Annotated in this window: 21 protein-coding genes and 1 pseudogene; 15 read left to right on the top strand and 7 right to left on the bottom strand. The window is 49.5% G+C overall.

Annotated elements, in window-relative coordinates; genetic code table 11:
* Positions 1 to 9: 9 nt before the first annotated feature.
* Positions 10 to 162, bottom strand: coding sequence for a hypothetical protein (locus VFS25_RS09635; protein ID WP_326461925.1), 153 nt, complete (start codon positions 160 to 162; stop codon positions 10 to 12).
* A gap of 38 nt (positions 163 to 200) precedes the next feature.
* Positions 201 to 713, bottom strand: coding sequence for a gamma carbonic anhydrase family protein (locus VFS25_RS09640; RefSeq protein WP_326461926.1), 513 nt, complete (start codon positions 711 to 713; stop codon positions 201 to 203).
* 209 nt (positions 714 to 922) lie between these two features.
* On the opposite strand from VFS25_RS09640, the gene VFS25_RS09645 reads away from it, so the two are divergent.
* The 7 genes from VFS25_RS09645 to VFS25_RS09675 all read left to right on the top strand — a co-directional run bounded on the left by VFS25_RS09645 (position 923) and on the right by VFS25_RS09675 (position 6,167).
* Positions 923 to 2,113: an aspartate aminotransferase family protein gene (locus tag VFS25_RS09645; RefSeq protein ID WP_326461927.1), complete on the top strand. Its 1,191-nt coding sequence runs from the start codon at positions 923 to 925 to the stop codon at positions 2,111 to 2,113.
* Between the two features lie 267 nt (positions 2,114 to 2,380).
* Positions 2,381 to 3,022 carry a hypothetical protein gene (locus tag VFS25_RS09650; protein ID WP_326461928.1) on the top strand — a complete coding sequence of 214 codons (642 nt, stop codon included), beginning with the start codon at positions 2,381 to 2,383 and terminating at the stop codon, positions 3,020 to 3,022.
* Between the two features lie 32 nt (positions 3,023 to 3,054).
* Entirely contained in the window at positions 3,055 to 3,351 is a 297-nt protein-coding gene (locus tag VFS25_RS09655; protein ID WP_326461929.1) for a transcriptional regulator, read from the top strand.
* 54 nt (positions 3,352 to 3,405) lie between these two features.
* Positions 3,406 to 4,767 (top strand): cell envelope integrity protein CreD, encoded by a 1,362-nt coding sequence (creD, locus tag VFS25_RS09660; protein WP_326461930.1) that lies wholly within the window; start codon positions 3,406 to 3,408, stop codon positions 4,765 to 4,767.
* A gap of 104 nt (positions 4,768 to 4,871) precedes the next feature.
* On the top strand, positions 4,872 to 5,105 hold the full coding sequence (locus tag VFS25_RS09665; protein ID WP_326461931.1) for a hypothetical protein: 234 nt from the start codon (positions 4,872 to 4,874) through the stop codon (positions 5,103 to 5,105).
* Positions 5,102 to 5,476, top strand: coding sequence for a diacylglycerol kinase family protein (locus VFS25_RS09670; protein ID WP_326461932.1), 375 nt, complete (start codon positions 5,102 to 5,104; stop codon positions 5,474 to 5,476). The genes VFS25_RS09665 and VFS25_RS09670 overlap by 4 nt, the downstream gene beginning before the upstream one ends.
* A 46-nt stretch (positions 5,477 to 5,522) precedes the next feature.
* Positions 5,523 to 6,167 (top strand): DUF1361 domain-containing protein, encoded by a 645-nt coding sequence (locus VFS25_RS09675; protein WP_326461933.1) that lies wholly within the window; start codon positions 5,523 to 5,525, stop codon positions 6,165 to 6,167.
* 101 nt (positions 6,168 to 6,268) lie between these two features.
* Here VFS25_RS09675 and VFS25_RS09680 read toward each other — a convergent pair whose 3' ends face one another.
* Positions 6,269 to 9,631 (bottom strand): hypothetical protein, encoded by a 3,363-nt coding sequence (locus VFS25_RS09680; RefSeq protein WP_326461934.1) that lies wholly within the window; start codon positions 9,629 to 9,631, stop codon positions 6,269 to 6,271.
* 56 nt (positions 9,632 to 9,687) lie between these two features.
* On the opposite strand from VFS25_RS09680, the gene VFS25_RS09685 reads away from it, so the two are divergent.
* Positions 9,688 to 10,326, top strand: a complete 639-nt coding sequence (locus VFS25_RS09685) for an MBL fold metallo-hydrolase (RefSeq protein ID WP_326461935.1) — start codon at positions 9,688 to 9,690, stop codon at positions 10,324 to 10,326.
* Positions 10,327 to 10,462: 136 nt separating this feature from the next.
* On the opposite strand, the gene VFS25_RS09690 is transcribed toward VFS25_RS09685, so the two are convergent.
* Positions 10,463 to 11,995 carry a polysaccharide biosynthesis C-terminal domain-containing protein gene (locus tag VFS25_RS09690; RefSeq protein WP_326461936.1) on the bottom strand — a complete coding sequence of 511 codons (1,533 nt, stop codon included), beginning with the start codon at positions 11,993 to 11,995 and terminating at the stop codon, positions 10,463 to 10,465.
* Positions 11,996 to 12,053: 58 nt separating this feature from the next.
* Positions 12,054 to 12,434 (bottom strand): annotated as a pseudogene (gene arfB, locus VFS25_RS09695) (alternative ribosome rescue aminoacyl-tRNA hydrolase ArfB); the annotation flags it as partial.
* 58 nt (positions 12,435 to 12,492) lie between these two features.
* On the opposite strand from arfB, the gene dtd reads away from it, so the two are divergent.
* Complete coding sequence (gene dtd / locus VFS25_RS09700) at positions 12,493 to 12,945, top strand: D-aminoacyl-tRNA deacylase (RefSeq protein ID WP_326461938.1); 453 nt, start codon at positions 12,493 to 12,495, stop codon at positions 12,943 to 12,945.
* Positions 12,946 to 12,966: 21 nt separating this feature from the next.
* On the opposite strand, the gene VFS25_RS09705 is transcribed toward dtd, so the two are convergent.
* Positions 12,967 to 13,458 (bottom strand): hypothetical protein, encoded by a 492-nt coding sequence (locus tag VFS25_RS09705; RefSeq protein ID WP_326461939.1) that lies wholly within the window; start codon positions 13,456 to 13,458, stop codon positions 12,967 to 12,969.
* 106 nt (positions 13,459 to 13,564) lie between these two features.
* Between VFS25_RS09705 and VFS25_RS09710 the strand changes: the two genes are divergently transcribed.
* The 5 genes from VFS25_RS09710 (at position 13,565) to VFS25_RS09730 (ending at position 17,408) form a co-directional block, all read left to right on the top strand.
* Positions 13,565 to 13,822 carry a hypothetical protein gene (locus VFS25_RS09710; RefSeq protein ID WP_326461940.1) on the top strand — a complete coding sequence of 86 codons (258 nt, stop codon included), beginning with the start codon at positions 13,565 to 13,567 and terminating at the stop codon, positions 13,820 to 13,822.
* A gap of 65 nt (positions 13,823 to 13,887) precedes the next feature.
* Positions 13,888 to 14,214, top strand: coding sequence for a nucleotide pyrophosphohydrolase (locus tag VFS25_RS09715; protein ID WP_326461941.1), 327 nt, complete (start codon positions 13,888 to 13,890; stop codon positions 14,212 to 14,214).
* 72 nt (positions 14,215 to 14,286) lie between these two features.
* Entirely contained in the window at positions 14,287 to 15,213 is a 927-nt protein-coding gene (locus tag VFS25_RS09720) for a YihY/virulence factor BrkB family protein (RefSeq protein ID WP_326461942.1), read from the top strand.
* A 144-nt stretch (positions 15,214 to 15,357) separates the two neighbouring features.
* Positions 15,358 to 16,785 (top strand): glycine--tRNA ligase, encoded by a 1,428-nt coding sequence (locus tag VFS25_RS09725; RefSeq protein WP_326461943.1) that lies wholly within the window; start codon positions 15,358 to 15,360, stop codon positions 16,783 to 16,785.
* 62 nt (positions 16,786 to 16,847) lie between these two features.
* Positions 16,848 to 17,408, top strand: a complete 561-nt coding sequence (locus VFS25_RS09730) for a hypothetical protein (RefSeq protein ID WP_326461944.1) — start codon at positions 16,848 to 16,850, stop codon at positions 17,406 to 17,408.
* A gap of 5 nt (positions 17,409 to 17,413) precedes the next feature.
* Here VFS25_RS09730 and VFS25_RS09735 read toward each other — a convergent pair whose 3' ends face one another.
* Positions 17,414 to 18,142 (bottom strand): ferredoxin--NADP reductase, encoded by a 729-nt coding sequence (locus VFS25_RS09735; RefSeq protein WP_326461945.1) that lies wholly within the window; start codon positions 18,140 to 18,142, stop codon positions 17,414 to 17,416.
* A 128-nt stretch (positions 18,143 to 18,270) separates the two neighbouring features.
* On the opposite strand from VFS25_RS09735, the gene mfd reads away from it, so the two are divergent.
* A complete protein-coding gene (mfd, locus tag VFS25_RS09740) occupies positions 18,271 to 21,645 on the top strand; it encodes a transcription-repair coupling factor (protein ID WP_326461946.1) in 3,375 nt (1,124 codons plus the stop codon).
* The last annotated feature ends 80 nt before the right edge of the window (positions 21,646 to 21,725 follow it).

A 21,725-nucleotide genomic window follows, 5' to 3' on the forward strand; every position in this document is an offset into this window, starting at 1 on the left:
AGGGGTATGCTAAAATACGCGGCTGTCCATTTGTTTACGGGCCTTACGGTTTTCGCTCTTATTGCTTTTTGTATAAAAGTTGTTGGCCGGGCAGCCGTTTTGGGTAGCGCATCCGGCGGCTACCATGGCGGTAAGCCACAGCAGAAGTAAAAGTTTTTTCATAGGTACCGTATAATTTACTGCAATATAATAAATTTTTATTATTTGAACCAGCTTGAGTACATGAGGTAATTGTTGGCTATACGGTCAATTTCCCCGCTAATAAGCTCCTGGCTGATATCTTTTACCTTTTTGGCCGGCACGCCGGCATAAATAGCGCCCGACTCTACCTGGGTGCCTTCCAGCACTACTGCGCCTGCGGCAATAATGCTGTTGCTGCCGATACGGGCATTATCCATTACAATGGCGCCCATGCCAATCAGTACATTATCATCTACCGTGCAGCCATGCACAATGGCGTTGTGGCCTATAGACACGTTATTGCCGATAATGGTTTTTGTTTTCTCATAGGTGCAGTGAATAACAGCGCCGTCCTGTATATTCACCTTGTTGCCTATACGAATGCTGTTCACATCACCGCGCACCACGGCATTGAACCATATGCTGCAATCGTTGCCCATGGTCACATCTCCTACAATGGTAGCGTTGGGGGCAATAAAACAATTGTTGCCAAATTCAGGCTGTACTCCTTTAACAGGTAATATAACAGGCATAATAAAGGGTTTAAAAAGCAGTTTACGATCACCTTTTTGGCAATTAGTAACAGCTGTTAAGGGCCCAGCAGGTATAACGCAAATTTTTTTCATTCTATTATAACCTGCCGGCACAGCGCTCATTCTTCTTTTGACAATACTTAAAGCTGCTTACCAACTGTCCAAAGTCAGTATTCCGCAAATCTAACAATTACTACCTTCGCATTTGTATGAATAACCGGCAGCTTTTTTTACGGCATGTAGCACAAACGTCAGATGCGCCGCTGGCGCTGGAAATAACCAAAGCCCAGGGCATGTATATGTGGGATGCGGCGGGCAGGCGCATTATGGACCTGATAGCTGGCATCAGCGTATGCAATATAGGGCACTGCCATCCGCAGGTGGTAAAGGCCATACAGGATCAGGCGCAGCAATACATGCACCTGCTGGTGTATGGTGAGCTGGTGCAGTCGCCGCAGGTGGCTTTTGCCGCTAAGCTAACGGAATACTTACCGCCTGCGCTGAACAGCGTATATTTTACCAACTCCGGTACAGAAGCAGTAGAAGGTGCTATGAAGCTGGCTAAGCGCCACACCGGCCGTACGGAGATAGTTGCCTTTAAGAACAGCTACCATGGCTCTACCCAAGGCTCACTGAGCATCATTGGGCAGGAGGAGTGGCGCAATGCCTACCGCCCCCTGCTGCCGGGTATACAACACCTGGATTATAATAATTTCAGCGCCCTGGAACAAATTACCGCCCGCACCGCCTGCGTAATAGCAGAAACGGTGCAGGCAGAAGCGGGCGTACGCCCGCCCCAACAGGCATGGTTACACGCGCTGCGGGAAAAATGCACCCAAACCGGTACCCTGCTGGTGCTGGATGAAATTCAGTGTGGCCTGGGCCGTAACGGTACTTTATGGGGCTTTGAACGTTTTGGCATTGTGCCGGATATATTGTTACTGGGCAAAGCCCTGGGTGGCGGCATGCCCCTGGGGGCTTTTATTGCTGCCCGCGATATTATGTGGAGCCTCACGAATAATCCCGTACTGGGGCATATTACCACTTTTGGGGGCCACCCCGTAAGCTGCGCCGCCGGCCTGGCTGCCTTTAATGCCCTGCAGGAGGCGCAGCTGGTGCCGGCCGTGCAGGCAAAAGAGCAGCTATTCCATCAATACCTGCAGCACCCCGCCATTAAAGCAGTACGTTCCCAGGGATTGCTGATGGCTGTTGAGCTGGAAAATTTCCCCTTTAATAAAAAGGTAATTGACGAGTGCATTAGCCAGGGTGTGCTTACAGACTGGTTCCTGTTTGCACCGGAATGCCTGCGCATAGCGCCGCCGTTGATTATTAATGAGGCGGAGATAAAGGAAGCCTGTGGCACAATACTGCATGCGCTGGATAAAATGAGCAGGCGTTAAGGTTGTGTGGGCAGCATAAATGCAGCGTTATTACTGGACCAGTGAAAAGATAAGCGGGCGTTAAGGTTGTGTTGGCAACAGCAGCCCGGCGCTGCTATTTCAATGAATTGGTACTTTCTGTGCGGTGCGGTATTCCTTTTATGCCGTTAACTACCGGCATGTTAAATTATGACGGCAACTATTTAATGTTAAACGTTGCGTACGCCTGCAAAATAATTTTGATAATTCAATTTTTACAGTAACTTTGAATTACAAAGTGCTTTATATATGAACGAGCAGCAGCATCTGGAAACGTTAAGCGACATTAAACGCATTATGGAACGCAGCAGCCGTTTCATATCGCTTAGCGGTTTAAGCGGCGTATGGGCAGGCATTTGCGGGCTGGCCGGTGCCGCAGTTGCCTATAACTGGTTACATAATTATTACCTGGAGTGGGATGCCCGCGGCGGGTACAGCAGCGGAGAGCTGCCTGCATTGCGTTTTAAGCTGCTGGTGCTGGCTGCCGTTGTGCTGGCAATTACCCTGGCAGGGGGCGCATATTTTACCTGGCGCCGGGCGCGCCGCAATAATGCTTCCATATGGGATGCCACTTCCCGTAAAGTAGCCATCAACCTGGGGCTGCCGCTGGTAAGCGGGGGCTTTTTTATACTGGGCCTTATGTATAATAACTATGAGCCGCTGGTAGCGCCCTCCTGCCTGGTATTCTACGGCCTGGCCCTGGTAAACGCCAGCAAATACACCCTTACGGATATACGTTATTTAGGCATCACCGAAATTATACTGGGCATACTTAACGTGTTCTTTCTGCGCCGCGGGCTGTACTTTTGGGCGGTAGGTTTTGGCGTGCTCCATATTGTATATGGCATAATAATGTGGTGGAAGTACGAACGTGTAAAGAGAACCGTATGAAGTGAAGTTTTTTTTATGGAAATTGTGATGCAATGAATCCTATAGGCAATCTTAATAAATTATTCGACAGCCGCATTCGCCTGGGCGTAATGAGTGTTCTCATGGTGAATGAGGAGGTAAGCTTTAACGACCTGAAGCAGGTGCTGGAGGTAACCGACGGCAACCTGGCGTCGCACCTTACTACGCTGGAGGAGAACGGGTACCTGAAAGTACACAAGGGATTTATTGGCCGCAAAACCAATACCACCTACTCCATTACCAAGGCAGGGGAAAAGGCGTTCAAAGGCCACCTGTCGGCCCTGGAGAATATGATAAAGTCAATGCAGTAAAATTTTTTTTATCCCTGTACTTTGAAATACAAAGTACTTTTTAAAAATCAAGCCATGAACACACCCAACGCCAATGAACAACCGTCGTTTCTGAAAAGGAATGCGTATGCCATTAAAGCCATTATTATCGGCATACTGGTACTGGTATTGCTGATCCCCACGGCCATGATCATGGGGCTTATTTCTGAAAGGGAGCACCGCCAGAATGAGGCTACTGCGGAGGTCAGCCACATATGGGCAAATGACCAGGTAATTACCGGCCCGGTGCTGGTAGTGCCTTACACAACGCTCAATGAAAAAAAGGAGGAGGTAATTAACCAGGCTTTCTTTTTACCGGAAAAGCTGTCGGTTAACGGCCAGCTGCTGCCTGAGCTGCGGCACCGCGGCATTTATGATGTAGCCGTATACAGCTCCAGGCTGCAGCTCAGCGGCTCCTTTGCGCCTATTGATCCTGCTGTGTTAAACATACCGGCCGGCAGCCTTAACTGGAGCAATGCTTACCTGGCTGTTGGCATTACCGATATGCGCGGCATCAGCAACCAGGTACAGGTGGTATGGAACGGGCAGCCGTACATTTGCAACCCCGGCACCCCACCCGGCGGTTTGCTGGGCAGCGGCGTGCAAACGCGCATTCCTTTAAGCGGCGCAGCTACAGACAGCACCGGCGCCAACGCCAGCTTTTCCATTAACCTCGACCTCAAAGGCTCGGGCCGCATTTACTTTTCGCCTGTAGGCAAAACCACGCAAGTAAGCTTAAGCGCTGCCTGGCCGTCGCCAAGCTTTGAAGGCGCCTTTTTACCGGCGCAGCATGCCGAAAATGACAAAGGCTTTACCGCCAGTTGGCAGGTGCTGCACCTGAACCGTAGTTTTCCCCAAAGCTGGACTGCCGGCGATAAATACAACATTAACAATGCGGATTTTGGCGTAAAGCTGTTTATGCCGGTTGACGGTTATGCCAAATCCATGCGGGCTGTGAAATATGCGATCCTTATCATTGGCCTTACTTTCCTGGTGATTTATTTTATTGAGCTGCTGCGGCACCACAACGTTCATCCATTACAATATATACTCATAGGCGTAGCCCTGTGCATTTTTTACACGCTGCTGATTGCCCTGGCAGAGCAGCTGAACTTTAACCTGGCCTACCTTATAGCCACGGTATTAACCATAGGCCTGGTAACCGCCTATGCAGCCAGCGTATTCCGAAGGGCCGGCACCACACTGGCCGTTTGCGGTACCCTGCTTACGTTGTACGGGTTTATGTACGTGATCATCCAGTCGGAAGATCAGGCCCTGCTCATGGGCAGCCTGGGGCTGTTTATTATCCTGGCCATTGTAATGTTCTTTAGTCACAAGATCCGCTGGGACACGCTGGGAGGCAACATCACCGCAGATGATAAAGCCGTTGATGCATGAAAGTTAAAATGATATTGCCGGCGCTAACAGCAGCTAAAAGTGCCGGGCCGGCAAGCACCGCAGCACGGCAGGCTGCAGCCTTCAGTGAATTAAAAAAGGGGCTTATGCAACACTACTGGTTCAGGAAATTCGGGTGGATGTACATTCCCATCAGCATCGCAGGCAGCCTGCTTACAATTGCAGCTATACTGCTGGCAGGCGTTTGTATATGGATAGCAGACCGGCAATGTACAGCGGTAAGCGATGCGCTGCTTCATTTTTTTATTTATTTTACCTGTATTGCTTTCTGGTGGAAATGGCTGGCAGAAAGTACAGCAGATAAAACAACAGAAAAATGATCCCTCCCAAAAAAAGTTACCTGCATCGGCGTGTGCTCAGCTTCCGGTACGCCATTATTGGTATTGTCACCTTTGTTTACACAGAGCCGCATGCGCGCATACATGCCCTGGCTACTGTGCTGGTAATAGCTTTAAGCGCCTATTGCCATATTGCTGCAATGCAGTGGATTGTTATAGGCATTGTTACCGGCATGGTATGGATAACGGAAATGCTGAACACCGTGATCGAAAAAATAATGGACCATATATCGCCGGAATATCACCCGCGGGTAAAATGGATCAAGGATGTAGCAGCCGGAGCCGTACTAATTGCCGCGCTGGTAGCGGTTATTACCGGTGCGGTAATATTTCTGCCGGTTTTGTTTAAATAGCGGCTGAACCAACATTAATTCAACTTTAACCCGAGTGTTAATACATATGCAATTACCTGTTATAGCGGGTAACAGCCGGAAGGCCTTGTGGGTGGCTGTTACTTTCAGTTTAATATTGTTATTGTTCCGTTGTGCCCGTACGGGCAGCTGGCAGTATGCCTTTTTGTTATGGAACCTGTTCCTGGCGTGGGTGCCTTATTACATTACATGGATGATGCAGCGCCTGCACAGCGGCAAATGGCCGCTGGCAGTGTGGGCGCCGGTATTTGGCCTGTGGCTGCTGTACCTGCCCAACGCCCCCTATATTATTACAGACCTGTATCATTTGCCGGAAGGCGGCGCACCCAGGTGGTTTGACCTGATACTGATCCTTTCCTTTGCCTGGAATGGGCTGCTGCTGGGCTTTATATCCATTAAGCAAATGCAGGCCATGTTCCTGCAGCGTTTTCCCAGGTGGCCGGTGCAGCTGTTTATTTTACCGGTTATGCTGCTGTGCGGGTGGGGCGTGTATATAGGCCGTTACCTGCGCTGGAACAGCTGGGACCTGGTAGTGCAGCCGGTGCCGCTGCTGCGCGAAACCGGCGCCATGGTGCTGCACCCGCTGGAATATAGCCATGTATGGGGCTTTACCGTTTGCATGGGTTTGTTCATGCACATCCTGTACCATCTGAAGTTTGCTGCCCAAAAGTAAAAGCAGGCATTAACCATACCGCCATACTATACCTTCATCTACAAAAAAGCGGGTGTAAATTTTACACCCGCTTAACTTTTATCCGTAATTAATCCTTCGCGTTAGAAATCTACCCCCATGCCAAAGTACCAGATAGGGCTGCCACGGAAAAAGGCAACCATGGGCCAGCCGGCATCTACCCGCAGGAAGTAGCCTGCAATAGTAGTACGGGCGCCAAAGCCGTAGCCGCCAACGAACGGGCCTAAGAAACCTTCTTTGATCTTCACGGTTACGCCGTCGTTGTTATAGTATGTGTAGTTGGCATCTTTAAAGCTTAGCTTTTTGTTCCAGGCCGTACCTATGTCAACAAAGGAGGTAAGCTGGAAGTTGCGCAGGAAGGCAGAGTTAATGGGCTTTTCAATAAAAGTGGCAAATACCGGCAGGCGCAGCTCTGTATTGAACAGCATCACATTATTACCATTCTTGGCATTTTGTTTATACCCGCGCAGGTTCACGGCCAGCGTTTGGAAGCCATAATTGGCGGTCATGTCTACCGGCGTTTGTGTATTAATCTTCGGGTTCAGCCAGTTATCTACACCACCCAGGTAATACAGCAGCTTGCGTGTGCCCCAGGAAAGGTCGGCGGCAAAGCGCGTGGCCCATATAAAGTTGCGGTATATTTTTTCATAGTGCCGCACATCTATACCCATGTTGTAGGTAAACTTGCCTTTACCCGCCGCAGTGGGATTAAAGAAGCCATTCAGGTCGCCAGAGATCTGGGCGTTCATGTCGCCGTAAATCTTATAGCGGGTGCCCTGCCATATATTAATCGCCGGGTTAATCGTATTGTCATATACATACTCCAGTCGTAACAGGGCGTAATTTTCTTTGAAGTCCTGCACTTTCAGGCTCTGGTCGTCCGAAGCCAGTATCACCATACGGTCGTTACGGAAGCCTGTTTGCAGGCGCAGGCTGCGCACTTCATCAAACGGGTAGCGCACATCCAGCTGGTACAGGTTGGTCTTTAGCTTAATGGGATATACATTACCCAGTGTAGCCTTATCAACCTTACGGTAGTAGGTGAATTTATAGTCAAAGCGCTTTTTCAGGTAAGCAAAGGAAGCAAAGTATTCCGTACCGTCCAGTGAGGAGGGGAAGCGGAACCCGCCGCTGAACTTATAATCTTCCATCAGATCGCTGATGCCTAAACGAATTAAGCCATTCACCGGGTCGGTAAGGCGTATGGGGCTCACAGGCTGCCCGGTAAAGGGCTGGTACCTGTTAATGAGCACGGAGTTGTCTATCTGCGCTATCAGGTAATCTGATGAGAATTTCAGCTTGTAGGGCAGCAGCCTTGCTTTTTTCAGCACGGCTTCTACCTGCGGCATGGCAACAGGCGGTATGCCTTGTTGTGCGGCTGCAGCAGTATCTGCGGGGTCATTACCAAATTCACTCTGGAAAAAATCGGGCTGCTTGGTGGTGTCCTTGGCCGGCAGGTCGCCATGATAAGTGGGCAGCCCCATGCGAATGCTGTCCTGGTGCATCTGGTACTGGCGGAAGCTGGTGGGGCGGGCCGTAATATTGCGCCTGCGCAGCGTGGCAGTATCTACCTTCAGCTTATATAAACGTTTATAGTCACCAATGGCAATTACATCCGATACCGTACCCTGGTCGCCTGCAATGCGCGACTCTTTAATGCCATACTGGTAGTTGGTTACCGGGAATACATAGGTTGAGTCTTTTGTAATGGTTACCGCCGCTACGGAGTCCGGCGCAGTGGCCCCATAGTCCGACAGCGCGGAGTCCAGCTCGGCTGGCTCAGGATTATGCAATATTTCCGAGCCTACAAAGAACAGGCTGTCAACCCCGGCCCTTTCTGTCTTAAAGAAACCGGCAAAGCGGTTGCGGATGCCGTTTTCGTCTGTTACAAAAGTAAAGTGCGTGTTGTTGTACTGCATGGGCAAAAAGGCGTCGCCATGCTTCATGTCTGTTAACTGGGAAATCTGTTTTTCAGCTGTTTTGTTCCAGTTATCAATCAGGAATATGTTATAGTGGCCGCCGGGCAGCACGGTATCTGCGCTCCGGGCGGTGGGTGAGGGCCGGTTGGAGGAATAGATAATACCGCTTTTACCCGGGAAGGCTACAAAAGAAGGGTCCAGGTCGTCAAACACATCGTTGGTGATCTGTTCTGTTTTGTAGTTGCTGATGTTATAGGTGAAAATATCAGTATGCCCGTTTTTAATGGCGGAGAGCAGCAGGGTATTATCAAACTCAAAGAAATATTTCATATCCACTACCCGGTCAAACATATTCAGGTCCTGCTTGATGGTGATACGGCTGATGAGGTCATACACCATCAGGCGGGTACGGCCTTCATACTCGTACACAATAGCCAGGCGGTTACCTTTCTGGTTCCAGGCTATTTGCGGGTAGTTGGGGTCTACCTGGTTGGCGAACTGCCGTACGCCGCTGCGCAGCAGTACTTTGGGCTTGTTATCGCCTACCTGTATCTGCACGCGGTACAGGCCTTTCTTAAATTCCACTACTGCATAGGAATTGTTCTTGGGATTGGCCTGGAAACGGTAAAAGTCCGATTTATTGATTTCGCGCGCTACTACTGTACGGCCGCGGGTTACCTGCCGGCGGCGGCGGTTATCCTGCTGGTAGCGCTTTATGTTATAGGTCATGAAATCGGCCATGGCCTTTTTGGGCGTTTGGCTCAGCACCTGCTCAAAGCCTCTTTTCAGGCCGCGGTTAATGCGGGTTATGTACATCAGGTAAGGCACCGCATCTTTCCCGTACTTGCTTTCAACATAAAACCAGAAGGCATGGCCTGCCAGCAGGGGATGATCATAGGCCAGGGAATTGAACCTGGTATATTTGCCGGAGAGCATAATAGCTTTCAGCTGCTCATCTTCCTCTGCGCTCCAGTTCTCCGCGGCATAGGCAATAAAACCGTCTGTAAACCACTTGGGGAAATCTATCAATACTGCATTACCGGCAAATTCGCCGATATCTTCACCAAACAGCAGGGTTTCCAGCATTACCCGGGCTATGCCCTGGCGTATTTGCCTGCGCAGGTGGTTATGGTTGCCATCAAAATAAACGATCATTTTGTTGCCTACCAGTTTGGTTACCCCGCCGGTGTTCTGCCATTCCACACCTATGCCGATGTTGGACTGCTTCATTTCCCCAAAGCTGTTATATACCACTATATTCAGCCGCTGGCGGAAAGTGAACTCCATGAACTGTTCCAGGGAAGGTAACTCCTTCTCCGCTACCTGGGCCACGTATTTACCCAGCTCCAGCCCGTTTTGCGCAAAATAGGTGTTGAAATGCCGGGTTTGATAGTACCGCCACTTGAAGTTTTTATGCTGTACGCGGTTCTGCCCGAATTCAACAGTATTGGTCTGTGCCTGGGATAGAAAATACGTGGTTAGTAATAGGGTACCGGTAAAGAATAACCTGGTAGTAAATCGGTTCATACAGAAAGTATTGATAATATTGTATCTGAATTAAAATTAGCAAAAATCGGGTAACAATGATTGAAATCCAATATTTCGCCTTTAATCCGTTTCAGGAAAACACCTATCTGCTTATAAACGAAAAAAAGGATTGTATAATTATAGACCCTGGCTGTTATTTTGAAGAAGAAAGAAAAGAATTACTACAGTATATCGAAAAAGAGGGGTTGAATGTTACGCGGCTGTTAAATACCCACTGCCACCTGGATCACATTTTCGGCAACCGCCTGATCGCAAAAACCTTTAATGTAGGGCTGGAGATACACCGGCAGGAGCAGCCGGTGCTGGATCGTTCCCCGCAGGCCGGCGCTATGTACAATGTGCCTTTTGAGCCCTCTCCCATGCCGGCCCGTTATATGGAGGAAGGGGAAATGATTACCCTGGGGGATGATGTGCTGCAGGTGCTGTTTACGCCTGGCCACTCCCCGGGCAGCGTTGCTTTTTACTGCGCGGGGCAAGGGTTTGTAATAGCGGGTGACGTGCTTTTTTACCAGAGCATTGGCCGTACCGACCTGCCGGGCGGCAACCATCAAACCCTGCTGAACAGCATACGCCGGCAGCTGTTTGTGCTGCCCGATGATGTAAAGGTGTACCCCGGCCACGGCCAGCCCACTACCATAGGGTTTGAGAAACAGCATAACCCGTTCCTCAGATAATTACGAATTGGCAATTACGAATTAAAGTGCAGTATTTGAGCTGCAGTTTTGTGTTAAGGCAGTTATTGGTTAATATTCCTGTTAAGCTAATATCCGCTTCAATCCATTCGTAATTCGTAATTGACAATTCGTAATTCTACCGTAAGTAGCGCCCTATTACCGGCAGCTTTTGAAACTCTTTGCGTTCCATGCGGAGAATAAACCAGCCGTAGCCGGCAAACAGCAGGGTAGCCACCGCCAGCGAAAGCGGTTTCAGCGCATATACATCGCCGGGCGAAAGCACATAGCGGTTCAGCAAATGATACGCATACCAGGTAGCTGCTGCCAGCAAAATGTAGGTAACAATACGGGGCAGGTGGTAAGGTACCGGGTAATATTTCTGCCCCCACACATAGCAAATGGCCATTTGAATAAAGTAGCAGATCATGGTGGCCAGCGCAGCGCCATAATAGCCCATTACCGGTATTAACAGGTAGTTGAATAAAAAGGCCAGGCCCGCGGTGATCAGGGTAATAACCGCGCCTGCCCTTGTACGGTCCGTAAGCTTGAACCAGATGGTAAGGTTATAGTAAATGCCCAGGAACATATTGGCCAGCAGCAGCACCGGCACTATGCGCATGCCCTGGTAGTAAAAGGGCTTGCGCAGAAACACCTTCCACACGTTCAGGTACAGGCTAACAAACAGGAACATAAAACAAAGCAGTATTACAAACAGCTTCATAATACGGGCATATACCTTTTGGGGGTTTTCGCCCTCTGCCTGCTTAAAGAAATAAGGCTCCGCCCCTAACCTGAATGCCTGTATGAACATGGTGATAAGAATGGCCAGCTTATAGTTGGCGCTGTATAAGCCGATAATCACCTTTTTTGCCTCCATATCATTCCCCGGCAGAAACTGCGGCAGAAACCAGGCCCGGTCAAAAGTTTCATTTACCATACCGGCCATGCCCACAATAATCAGCGGCAGCGCATATTGTACCATTTGGCGCCACAGGGCGGTATCAAACTTCCATTCAATGCGCAACAGCTGCGGCAGGAACAGCAGCAGGGTAACGCCGCTGCCCAGCATGTAGCTCAGGTATATATAGCCCAGCTGCGCATCGCCGGTTTGTACATTGGGCAGCCAGGTAATGCCCTGCTGGTACAGCTTCGGGCACAGGTACAGGAAAAAAATATTGAAACCTACGGTAGTGGCTATACCGGTAATGCGGATAATGGCGTACCGTATGGGCCGGCTTTCCAGCCGCAGCTGGGCAAAGGGAATGGCGGTAAGCGCATCAAAGGCCATAATCAGCACAATGTAATTGTAAAAAAGGGGATGCGCGTCCAGGCCGGCCAGCCTGCCTGCATAGGAATGGATAATAGTTCCCCGGAGCATAAACAGCAGCAGGCAGATAATAGTGGTAGACAGCAGCAGCGAAATGGTGGCGCTGCCCAGCACATGCCGCTGGTTCTCCTTTTTGGCAAACCGGAAAAATGCCGTTTCCATGCCATAGGTAAGAATAACATTAAAGAAAGGAATGTAGGCAAATACATTCTGCATTTCCCCATATGTGGCCGGCGGTATCAGGCCCAGGTAAAATGGCGTCAGGAAATAGTTGAGCAGCTTGCTCGCTATATTGCTTAATCCGTAGTAAATGGTTTGTCCAGCCAGTGATTTAATGCTCAAAGCCCTGAATTTTGATCAAATGTAAACTATATGGTCCTATTGTAATACGTTCCGTATGCTAATCCAGGCCACCCCGCCGTAGCTGCTTTTTTTCAGACAGGCGTTTCTTGAACTGCAGCCGCTTTTCTATCATAGCCTTGGTAGGTTTGGTGGCCTTGCGCTTTTTGGGACGTATAAGGGCCTTATGCACCAGCTCCAGCATTTTTTTTACTACCAGCTGTTTATTACCCAGCTGGGTGCGGGCTTCCTGGGAGCGTACCTGCAGCAGGCCATCGGCATTAATACGCTTGGCCAGCTTTTCCTGTACCAGGGCTTTTTGCTCAGGGGTTAAAATGGCAGATTGCGCTACGTGAAAATAGCCTTCCACCATGGTTTCTACCTTGTTCACATTTTGCCCGCCCTTGCCACCACTGCGGGCAGTGCGGAAGCTGATTTCACTGGAAATATCCGGTTGCATGTATGCAATTTATTAACTTCCGCACAAAAATTTATCCAATATGCGCGCAGTTATACAAAGGGTAACACAGGCTGCTGTAACAGTGAACGGGGAAATTACCGGCCAGGTGGGGCCGGGACTGCTGGTACTGGTGGGCATTGAAGATGCAGACACGCAGGAAGATATAACCTGGCTGAGTAACAAAATAGTGAACCTGCGCATTTTTGGCGACGATGCAGGGGTAATGAACCTGTCTGTAAAAGATACCGGCGGGGATATTTTGCTGGTAAGCCAGTTTACCCTGCATGCCAGCACCAAAAAAGGTAACCGCCCTTCGTATATACGCGCCAGTAAACCAGGTATTGCCATTCCCATGTACGAAAAAATGACAGCGCAGCTGGGGCAGGACCTGGGCAAACCCATACAAACCGGCATTTTCGGGGCCGATATGAAAGTGTCGCTGCTGAACGACGGACCTGTAACCATTATAATAGATACCCAGGCCCGGGAGTAGCATGGCTGCCGGCGGTTTTCTTTACGGGCATTGCACCTTTACAAAGGGAATGGTATCAAACTGAATACGGGCAGGGTCTTTCTCAAAAACAGGCACGCCCTGGGCATCGAACAACGATGGCCGGCCTTCATATAAACGCTCCCCATCCAGCTTAAATACAACAGGGCGCGTGCTCAGGGTGCCTTCGCTCATAAAATGATATTGCGCTGTAATAATATTGTCGTGGATGGCGCCTTCAAAATCACCTTTATTGGAATCTTTTTCATAACGATGGTATTCCAGGCGGCCTTTAATACTGTCGTTAGCAGCTTGCAGGTGCAGCAGGGCAGTGTCTTTACCCACTACCTGTGTAAAACACTGCGGGCCGGCGGCTAGCGGCGTGGTAGCAGCCGTAGTTACTGTTTCACTCATTGTATCGGTGCTGCCACCTGTATTATTGCTGTTAGTATTGTTTTGTCCGCAGCTAACCGTTATTACGGCAACGGCTGTCAGTAAAAAAGGAAGTGCTTTCATGCGTAAGTATTTATCGGTTCCCGTTGGAAATGCAACGAATATAATGAATTTATGAGCCTGTAACTTCTGCCTGCTTCCTTCGTTTTATTGTCAAATCCTTTGTACCATGATGCTCCGCAACCGGCTAGGCAAAAGGATTGTTACAGATACAGCTGCGGGCGATACTTATCTGTTAAACCCCCTTATCCCCCAAGTGGCTTACCTGCGCATAGTGCACCCCGGAGCCGCTGCTACGGTAGATAAGCTGCAAATGGATTTCATAGGCGTTGACTGCTGCAGTGCCCGGGTGAAAACATTATCCCTTAACGGCCAGCCGGTTTGCACCAGCTGCGCAAATATTATCAATATTCTTGTTCCCAAATGATCCTGCCCGGTATGGTATTATGCAGCCCTTAAAACTTTATCTTTAAGGGAACTAAAAATATTGTCATGACCATACAGGAAGCACAGGAAAAAATAGATCAGTGGATTAATACCACCGGCGTGCGCTATTTCAGTGAGCTCACCAATATGGCCATTTTAACGGAAGAAGTAGGTGAGGTAGCGCGTATAATGGCCCGCCGGTACGGCGATCAGTCCTCAAAAGAAACCGACAAAAAGAAAGAGCTGGCCGACGAGCTGGCTGATGTATTATGGGTGCTGCTGTGCATTGCCAACCAAACCGGTATTGATATGACCGTAGCCCTGGAAAAGAACTTCGATAAAAAGAACATCCGCGATGCGCTGCGCCACCAGCAGAACGAAAAACTGAAATAACGCCTGCATGACCCCGCCCTTACAGGTATGGTTTTAGATAAGGGATATAGTTATCAGCCTAAATGTTTATTTATGCCGCTCATAAAAGGGATAAAAACCTACTGGGAAATATTAAAGCAAACCTTCAGCGATTTTATTGACGATAAAGTGCTAAAGCTAAGCGCATCGCTGGCCTACTACACCATCTTTTCAGTAGCGCCCATGCTGATTGTGATCATTTTTTTCTGCGACCTTTTCCTGGGCCGGGAAGCCATAGAAGGCACATTATACAGCCAGATAAAAGACCTGGTAGGCAGCGACGCCGCCATACAGGTACAGCAAATGATCCGCAACGCCTCTCTTTCACAGGATATGAGCTGGGCTACCATTGTAGGCGTGGTAACGCTGATTATTGGCGCCACCGGGGTGTTCGCTGAAATACAGGACTCCATTAACACCATCTGGCGGCTAAAATCCAAGCCTAAAAAGGGAAAGGGACTGGTGCGTATGATCATGAACCGCCTGCAGTCCTTTTCCCTGGTGATAAGCATGGGGTTCATACTGCTGGTGTCCCTGGTGGTGAATGGTATTATCAGCCTGCTTAACCAGCATATCGCCAACCTGTTCCCCCAGGTGGCCATGATATTTGTGTACCTGCTTAACTGGGCCATTACCTTTGTTGTTATTACCGCACTTTTTGCCATTATTTTTAAGGTGCTGCCCGATGCCCGCATCCGCTGGCGCGATGTAATAGTAGGCGCCATTGCCACCGCTATCCTGTTCATGCTCGGCAAATTTGCCATTGGCGTTTACCTGGGCGCCAGCAAAATCAGCTCTACGTACGGCGCCGCCGGCTCCATTGTTATTATTCTGCTGTGGGTATACTATTCCGCGGCTATCCTGTATTTTGGTGCGGAATTTACCCGGGTGCATGTACAGCATTTCGGCGCCCGCATTTACCCCAATGACTACGCGGTATGGATAAAACAGGTAGAGGTAGAGGAGGAAACAATGAATTGATGTGCGGATGTGCAGATATGCAAATATGCAGATGGAAAATATAATGTGTTCAACATCAACGCATTAGGTGATTTTTAATTCATCTGTACATCTGCATATCCGCACATTTGCACATTCTCACATTCGCCTTATCTTTGCGCCACTATGGCAACAGATCAGAATAAATTCCAGGCGATTATTTCGCATTGTAAAGAATATGGCTTCGTTTTCCCATCCAGTGAAATATACGACGGGCTGAGCGCCGTGTACGACTATGGCCAGTATGGCGCTGAGCTGAAAAAGAATATACGCGACTACTGGTGGAAAAGCATGACGCAAATGCACGAGAATATCGTGGGGATTGATGCTGCCATTTTTATGCACCCCACCACCTGGAAAGCCTCCGGCCACGTGGATAACTTCAGCGATCCCATGATCGACAACAAGGATAGCAAAAAGCGCTACCGGGTAGATCACCTGCTGGAAGCCCATGCCGAAACCCTGTCGCCCGAAGCCGGAGAAGCGCTGTTGCAGCAAATGAACAAACTGCTGAACGAAAATGATTATCCAGGCCTGAAAAAGCTCATAGAAGACAATAAGATAAAATGTACCGTAAGCGGCACCAGTAACTGGACGGACGTGCGCCAGTTTAACCTCATGTTCTCTACCCAGCTGGGAAGCGTAACGGATGAGGCCAGCGAAATATACCTGCGCCCCGAAACCGCCCAGGGTATTTTCGTAAACTTCCTGAACGTGCAGAAAACCGGCCGCATGAAAATTCCGTTCGGCATAGCACAAATAGGAAAGGCTTTCCGTAATGAAATTGTAGCCCGCCAGTTCATTTTCCGCATGCGCGAGTTTGAGCAAATGGAAATGCAGTTCTTCATTCGCCCCGGCTCACAGAAAGAGTGGTATGCCTACTGGAAAGAAGAGCGTATGAAATGGCACCTGAGCCTGGGTACAGATCCTGCCCGCTACCGCTTTAAAGACCACGAAAAGCTGGCCCACTATGCCGATGCAGCGGTAGATATTGAGTACGACTTTCCCATTGGCTTTAAAGAGGTGGAAGGTATTCACAGCCGTACGGATTTTGACCTGAAGAACCACCAGGAATACAGCAAAAAGAAGCTGCAGTACTTTGATCCGGAAGTGAACCAGAACTACATCCCTTACGTAATAGAAACCTCTATCGGGTTAGACCGTATGTTCCTGCTTACCGTATGCAACGCCTATGAAGAGCAGGACCTGGGCACGCCTGAGAAACCGGACAGCCGCGTGGTAATGAAGTTCCCGCCAAAGCTGGCTCCCATTAAGCTGGCCATCTTCCCCCTCACAAAAAAAGACGGGTTGCCTGAGCTGGCCCATGAGCTGTTTGACCAGTGCAAATCTTCCTTTTACTGCTATTATGAAGAAAAAGACAGCATTGGTAAACGTTACCGCCGCCAGGACGCCATTGGCACGCCTTTTTGCGTAACCATCGATCACCAGACAAAAGAGGATAATACCGTTACCATCCGCTACCGCGACAACATGGAGCAGGAGCGTATACCGCTCAGTGAAGTAAAAGACAGGGTATTAAAAGCCGTTCTGTAACTTTTATGAACGAGGTTCATCAGGATTTGTTTATTTTAGCTATAACCTAATCCTTTGAACCTATGACTGTGAAATGTTACTGTTCTGTTGTATTGCTGCTGTTATGCGGCGCTGTACACGCACAAACCACCGTCCAATCGAATGAGCTAAAGGGGTATAATTCCGTTTATTTCAGCCTGATGGGGCCTGGTAATTTCTATTCTCTCCATTACGATGTACGTTTCCAGCCCAATTATCTTGGCGTAGGCGTTCGTATAGGCGTGGGCAGTACATTGGGGTATACAGAGAGCCACTATTCCGGGGATGAAAGCCGGAACATCAACAATCGTCATCCTGCCCATCTTACCATTCCCTTTGGCCTCAACTACCTGTTTGGTAAGGCCGACCGTGGTGGCCGGCTGGAGGTGGGCGTTGGCTTCACTTATGTAGATGGCGATGCCCTCTGGTTCGACAGCCGCACCACCAGCTCCGCGTGGCTGGCCTGCCCTTCGGTGGCCTACCGGCACTACTACTTTAATAATCATTTAATGTGGAAGGTGGGCTTTACGCCCATTGTATCTTTAACGGAATACGGCGGCTATCCTGTTCCCTGGGCCGAAGGGAGTATTGGTCTTGCTTTCTGATACGGCTACCCGTACAGTTCCTGGTGTATGGCTTTACGGTCGTACCCCATAGCCAGTATACGCTGCTTGGCTTCTTCAATCATATTTTTCCAGCCGCAAAGGAAAAAGTTGGCAGGGGGTTTTTCAGCCGCCAGCATTTCCTCGTAAATAGTATGTACATAACCCTTACGCCCGGTCCAGCCGGCGCTTTCTTCGCGGGATAGGGTGGGTATATAATAAAACCCCGGCAGCGCCGCCTGCAGCTGCTCCATTTCACCCGGGTATAACAGGTCTTTTATGTAACGGCTGCCGTAAATCAGGTAAATGTTCTTATGCGGAATGTTATGCTGGTGAATATAATACGCCATAGAGCGGAACGGCGCAATACCGGTACCGGTGCATATCAGGTACAGGTCTTTATCCAGTTCGGCCGGCAGCGTAAATACGCCCAGGGGCCCGCGCAGCAATAGCTCGCTGCCTTCCTTTATCTCGTTGAACAGGTAGGTGGTGCCGGCGCCGCCTTCCAGCAGCACAATCACCAGCTCTATTTCATTGCTGCCGTTGGGGTGCGATGCAATGGAATAGCTGCGCCAGCGTTTATGCTTGTTCTCGTGAATGGGCAGGTCAAGGGTAACAAATTGCCCGGGCTTAAAATCAAAAAGGTCCATATCCGGTATACGTATCCAGAAGCGGCGGGTATTGTAGGTTTCATCTACAATTTTGGTAACATAACCTTTATACCATTGCTCCGGCATATGGCGTTGTTTTATACTAAATGTAAGGAAAATAGCTGATAGTGTAATGCCTGTACGTGCGCCCTGGCGGCATATTAGCACGTGAACGCTGGGCTGTGGTCCATTTTTTTCTTATCTTTGCACCCTTCATGAATCTACAGGGTGTTTTACAGCTTTTTCAACGAGATACCCGCCTGCAGGAGCTGGTGAAGGGGCTACATATGCCCGCTCCGCAATATTTTCAGCTAACTGGCCTTACCGGCAGCTCCGTAAGCTTTCTGGCGGTAACCTCCTGGCAGCATATGGAAAATGCCAACCACCTTTTTATTTTAAACGATAAGGAAGAGGCAGCCTATTTTCATAACGACCTTGAGCAGCTGAGCCAGGCCCTGGATATTTTTTATTTCCCCGACTCTTTCAAAAAAACCGGCCAGTTCCAGGAGCTTAACAGCAGCCATAGCATGCTGCGTACAGAAGCGCTCATGAAATTTTCCGGCGGAGCTGTACGAAAAAAAATACTGGTTACCTATCCCGAAGCCCTGTGGGAAAAAGTAGCCGGTTCCGCCGCCTTTAATACCAACATGGTGCAGCTAAAGGTAGGCGATGTGCTGAAGGTAGATGAGCTGTTGGAAAAGCTGGTAAACTGGGGCTTTCACTACACCGATTTTGTATATGAACCTGGCCAGTACGCGGTACGCGGCGGTATTGTGGATATTTATTCCTTTGGTAATGATAAACCCTACCGCATAGAGCTGTTCGGGGAAGATATAGACTCCATCCGCCTGTTTGATCCCGAAAGCCAGCTGAGTGAGCGTAAGCTTAACCAGGTAACGCTGATTGCCAACATGGACACCCATGCGGTGGATCATCAGAAAACATCGCTTCCCGACTTTTTGCCGGAGAATACCGTTGTGTGGATGAAAGATCCGGGCTATGTGCAGGAAGTAGTGCAGCAAATGGAGCAGCGCCTGGGTGACTGGCTGCAAACCGGCAACAAGGTAAAGGTGGATGAAGATGAGGACATGACGCTGGCGGAGGATGATTTTGTAAAAGCATCCGTGCTCATGGAGCAGCTGCTGCAGCGCCACTGCATTGTGTTCGGTAACCGTCAGTGGTGGCAGGAAACCGGCCGGCCGGCAAAGGTGATTGCCTTTAGCACGCAGGAGCAGCCCGTGTTTAACCGGCAGTTTGAGCTGCTGATAAAAGACCTCGGCCGCCATAACAGTAACAACTACACGCTATTCATATTTGCAGATAATGCCCGCCAGCTGGAGCGGCTGCGCAGCATTTTTGAGGATCTTAAGGCGGAGTTTGTTTTTTATCCCATACCGGTGGCTATCAGCCACGGGTTTATTGATCATACCTTAAAACTGGTATGCTATACAGATCACCAGATATTCCAGCGCTACCACAAGTACAAGGTAAAGCAGGCTTATAACAAGAATAAGGCTATTACCATGAAAACCCTGCGGGAGCTGCAGGCAGGTGATTTTGTAACGCATATTGATCATGGGGTAGGCATGTACAGCGGCCTGCAGAAAATTGAAGTGGGCGGTAAAATGCAGGAAGCCATCCGCATTATTTACAAGAACAACGACCTGCTGTATGTGAACATTAACTCCCTGCACAAGATCAGTAAATACACCGGCAAGGAAGGGGTAGAGCCGCGCGTGAATAAGCTGGGCAGCGATGCCTGGGATAAGCTGAAAGAAAAGGCCAAAACACAGGTAAAGGATATAGCAAAAGACCTCATACGCCTGTATGCCGCACGTAAGGCGCAGCAGGGCTTTGCCCACTCGCCCGACACTTACCTGCAAACAGAGCTGGAAGCTTCTTTCATTTATGACGATACGCCGGACCAAAGCAAGGCCACTGCCGATGTGAAGCGCGATATGGAATCGCCCCATCCTATGGACCGCCTGGTGTGTGGCGATGTAGGTTTTGGTAAAACAGAAGTGGCGGTGCGCGCCGCCTTTAAAAGCCTGGTAGATGGTAAGCAGGCCGCTATACTGGTGCCCACCACCATACTGGCCTTTCAGCATTATAAAACATTTTCGGAGCGCCTGAAGGATTTCCCCTGCACGGTTGATTACCTGAACCGCTTTAAATCGGCCAAAGAAAAAAAGGAAACCCTGAAAAAGCTGGAGGAAGGGAAAATAGATATTATTGTAGGCACACATGCCCTGCTGAGCAAAGATGTGAAGTTTAAAGACCTGGGTGTGCTGATAGTGGATGAGGAGCAGAAGTTTGGCGTATCAGCCAAAGAAAAGCTGAAGCAGATAAAAGTGAATGTAGATACGCTTACTCTAACAGCTACGCCTATACCGCGCACGCTGCAGTTTTCCCTTATGGGTGCGCGCGACCTTTCCATTATTAATACGCCGCCGCCTAACCGCCAGGCAATTGAAACAGAAGTGCACGTATTTGACCACGACCTGATACGTGATGCCATTTACTTTGAAACAGAACGCGGCGGGCAGGTGTATTTTGTATATAACCGCGTGCACGGGCTGGGTGAAATGGCCACGCTCATACGCGGCCTTTGCCCCGACCTGGCCATAGCTACCGCGCATGGCCAAATGGAAGGCCATAAGCTGGAAGAGGTGATACTGGATTTTATTGACCGTAAATACGATGTACTGGTATGCACCAACATTGTAGAAAGCGGGGTAGATATTCCCAATGCCAATACCATCATCATTAATAACGCCCATCATTTTGGTTTAAGCGATCTGCACCAGCTGCGCGGGCGCGTGGGCCGCAGCAATAAAAAGGCGTTTTGCTACCTGCTGGCGCCGCCCATAAGCACCTTGCCGCCCGACAGCCGTAAACGCCTGCAAACGCTGGAGCAGCACAGTGAGCTTGGCAGCGGTTTCCAGATCTCTATGCGCGACCTGGACATACGCGGCGCCGGTAACCTGCTGGGCGCCGAGCAAAGCGGCTTTGTAGCGGAAATAGGTTTTGATATGTACCAGAAAATACTGGACGAAGCCATCCGCGAGCTGAAGCAAAACGAGTTCCGCGACCTGTTTAAGGAACAGCTGGAGCAGAAAAAGGATTTTGTAAGCGACTGTACCATTGATACCGACCTGGAAATACTGATACCCGACAGCTATGTGGAAAGCATCCAGGAACGTTTAAACCTGTACCAGGAGCTGGATAATATTACCCTGGAAGATAAGCTGAAGGAATTTACGGCCGGCCTGCAGGACCGCTTTGGACCTATGCCCCCGCCGGTAGCAGACCTGCTGACCATGATACGCTGCCGCTGGATGGCCATAGCCCTGGGCTTTGAAAAAATGATGCTGAAAGAAGAAACCCTGCGCTGTTACTTCATTAACAACCCGGACTCTCCTTACTTTGAATCTCCCACATTTAACCATATACTGAATTATGTGCAAACGCGCGTAAACAATGCCCGTTTAAGACAGGTAGGCAAAAACTTTATGCTGGTGGTAGAGCGCATCCGCTCTATGACAGACCTGTACAATTTCCTCAAAGCTATGGAAGACGCACGGCAATAACCCCCGCTGTAACATCCGGCCCGCTCATACGTTCCACTCTCCGTAGCATCAGCAAAAAAATTTTTATGCCCTTTATGGAA

It is taken from the genome of Chitinophaga sp., assembly GCF_035761305.1.
Taxonomy (GTDB): domain Bacteria; phylum Bacteroidota; class Bacteroidia; order Chitinophagales; family Chitinophagaceae; genus Chitinophaga.

What these genes read in the sequence shown, in the direction of transcription:
- VFS25_RS09665 (WP_326461931.1), top strand. Translation starts at nt 4,872, where the DNA reads ATGCAACACTACTGGTTCAGGAAATTCGGGTGGATGTACATTCCCATC.
- VFS25_RS09710 (WP_326461940.1), top strand. Translation starts at nt 13,565, where the DNA reads ATGATGCTCCGCAACCGGCTAGGCAAAAGGATTGTTACAGATACAGCT.
- mfd (WP_326461946.1), top strand. Translation starts at nt 18,271, where the DNA reads ATGAATCTACAGGGTGTTTTACAGCTTTTTCAACGAGATACCCGCCTG.
- VFS25_RS09735 (WP_326461945.1), bottom strand. Translation starts at nt 18,142, where the DNA reads ATGCCGGAGCAATGGTATAAAGGTTATGTTACCAAAATTGTAGATGAA.
- VFS25_RS09645 (WP_326461927.1), top strand. Translation starts at nt 923, where the DNA reads ATGAATAACCGGCAGCTTTTTTTACGGCATGTAGCACAAACGTCAGAT.
- VFS25_RS09650 (WP_326461928.1), top strand. Translation starts at nt 2,381, where the DNA reads ATGAACGAGCAGCAGCATCTGGAAACGTTAAGCGACATTAAACGCATT.
- creD (WP_326461930.1), top strand. Translation starts at nt 3,406, where the DNA reads ATGAACACACCCAACGCCAATGAACAACCGTCGTTTCTGAAAAGGAAT.
- VFS25_RS09680 (WP_326461934.1), bottom strand. Translation starts at nt 9,631, where the DNA reads ATGAACCGATTTACTACCAGGTTATTCTTTACCGGTACCCTATTACTA.
- VFS25_RS09730 (WP_326461944.1), top strand. Translation starts at nt 16,848, where the DNA reads ATGACTGTGAAATGTTACTGTTCTGTTGTATTGCTGCTGTTATGCGGC.
- VFS25_RS09635 (WP_326461925.1), bottom strand. Translation starts at nt 162, where the DNA reads ATGAAAAAACTTTTACTTCTGCTGTGGCTTACCGCCATGGTAGCCGCC.
- VFS25_RS09675 (WP_326461933.1), top strand. Translation starts at nt 5,523, where the DNA reads ATGCAATTACCTGTTATAGCGGGTAACAGCCGGAAGGCCTTGTGGGTG.
- dtd (WP_326461938.1), top strand. Translation starts at nt 12,493, where the DNA reads ATGCGCGCAGTTATACAAAGGGTAACACAGGCTGCTGTAACAGTGAAC.
- VFS25_RS09715 (WP_326461941.1), top strand. Translation starts at nt 13,888, where the DNA reads ATGACCATACAGGAAGCACAGGAAAAAATAGATCAGTGGATTAATACC.
- VFS25_RS09670 (WP_326461932.1), top strand. Translation starts at nt 5,102, where the DNA reads ATGATCCCTCCCAAAAAAAGTTACCTGCATCGGCGTGTGCTCAGCTTC.
- VFS25_RS09640 (WP_326461926.1), bottom strand. Translation starts at nt 713, where the DNA reads ATGCCTGTTATATTACCTGTTAAAGGAGTACAGCCTGAATTTGGCAAC.
- VFS25_RS09725 (WP_326461943.1), top strand. Translation starts at nt 15,358, where the DNA reads ATGGCAACAGATCAGAATAAATTCCAGGCGATTATTTCGCATTGTAAA.
- VFS25_RS09720 (WP_326461942.1), top strand. Translation starts at nt 14,287, where the DNA reads ATGCCGCTCATAAAAGGGATAAAAACCTACTGGGAAATATTAAAGCAA.
- VFS25_RS09705 (WP_326461939.1), bottom strand. Translation starts at nt 13,458, where the DNA reads ATGAAAGCACTTCCTTTTTTACTGACAGCCGTTGCCGTAATAACGGTT.
- VFS25_RS09685 (WP_326461935.1), top strand. Translation starts at nt 9,688, where the DNA reads ATGATTGAAATCCAATATTTCGCCTTTAATCCGTTTCAGGAAAACACC.
- VFS25_RS09655 (WP_326461929.1), top strand. Translation starts at nt 3,055, where the DNA reads ATGAATCCTATAGGCAATCTTAATAAATTATTCGACAGCCGCATTCGC.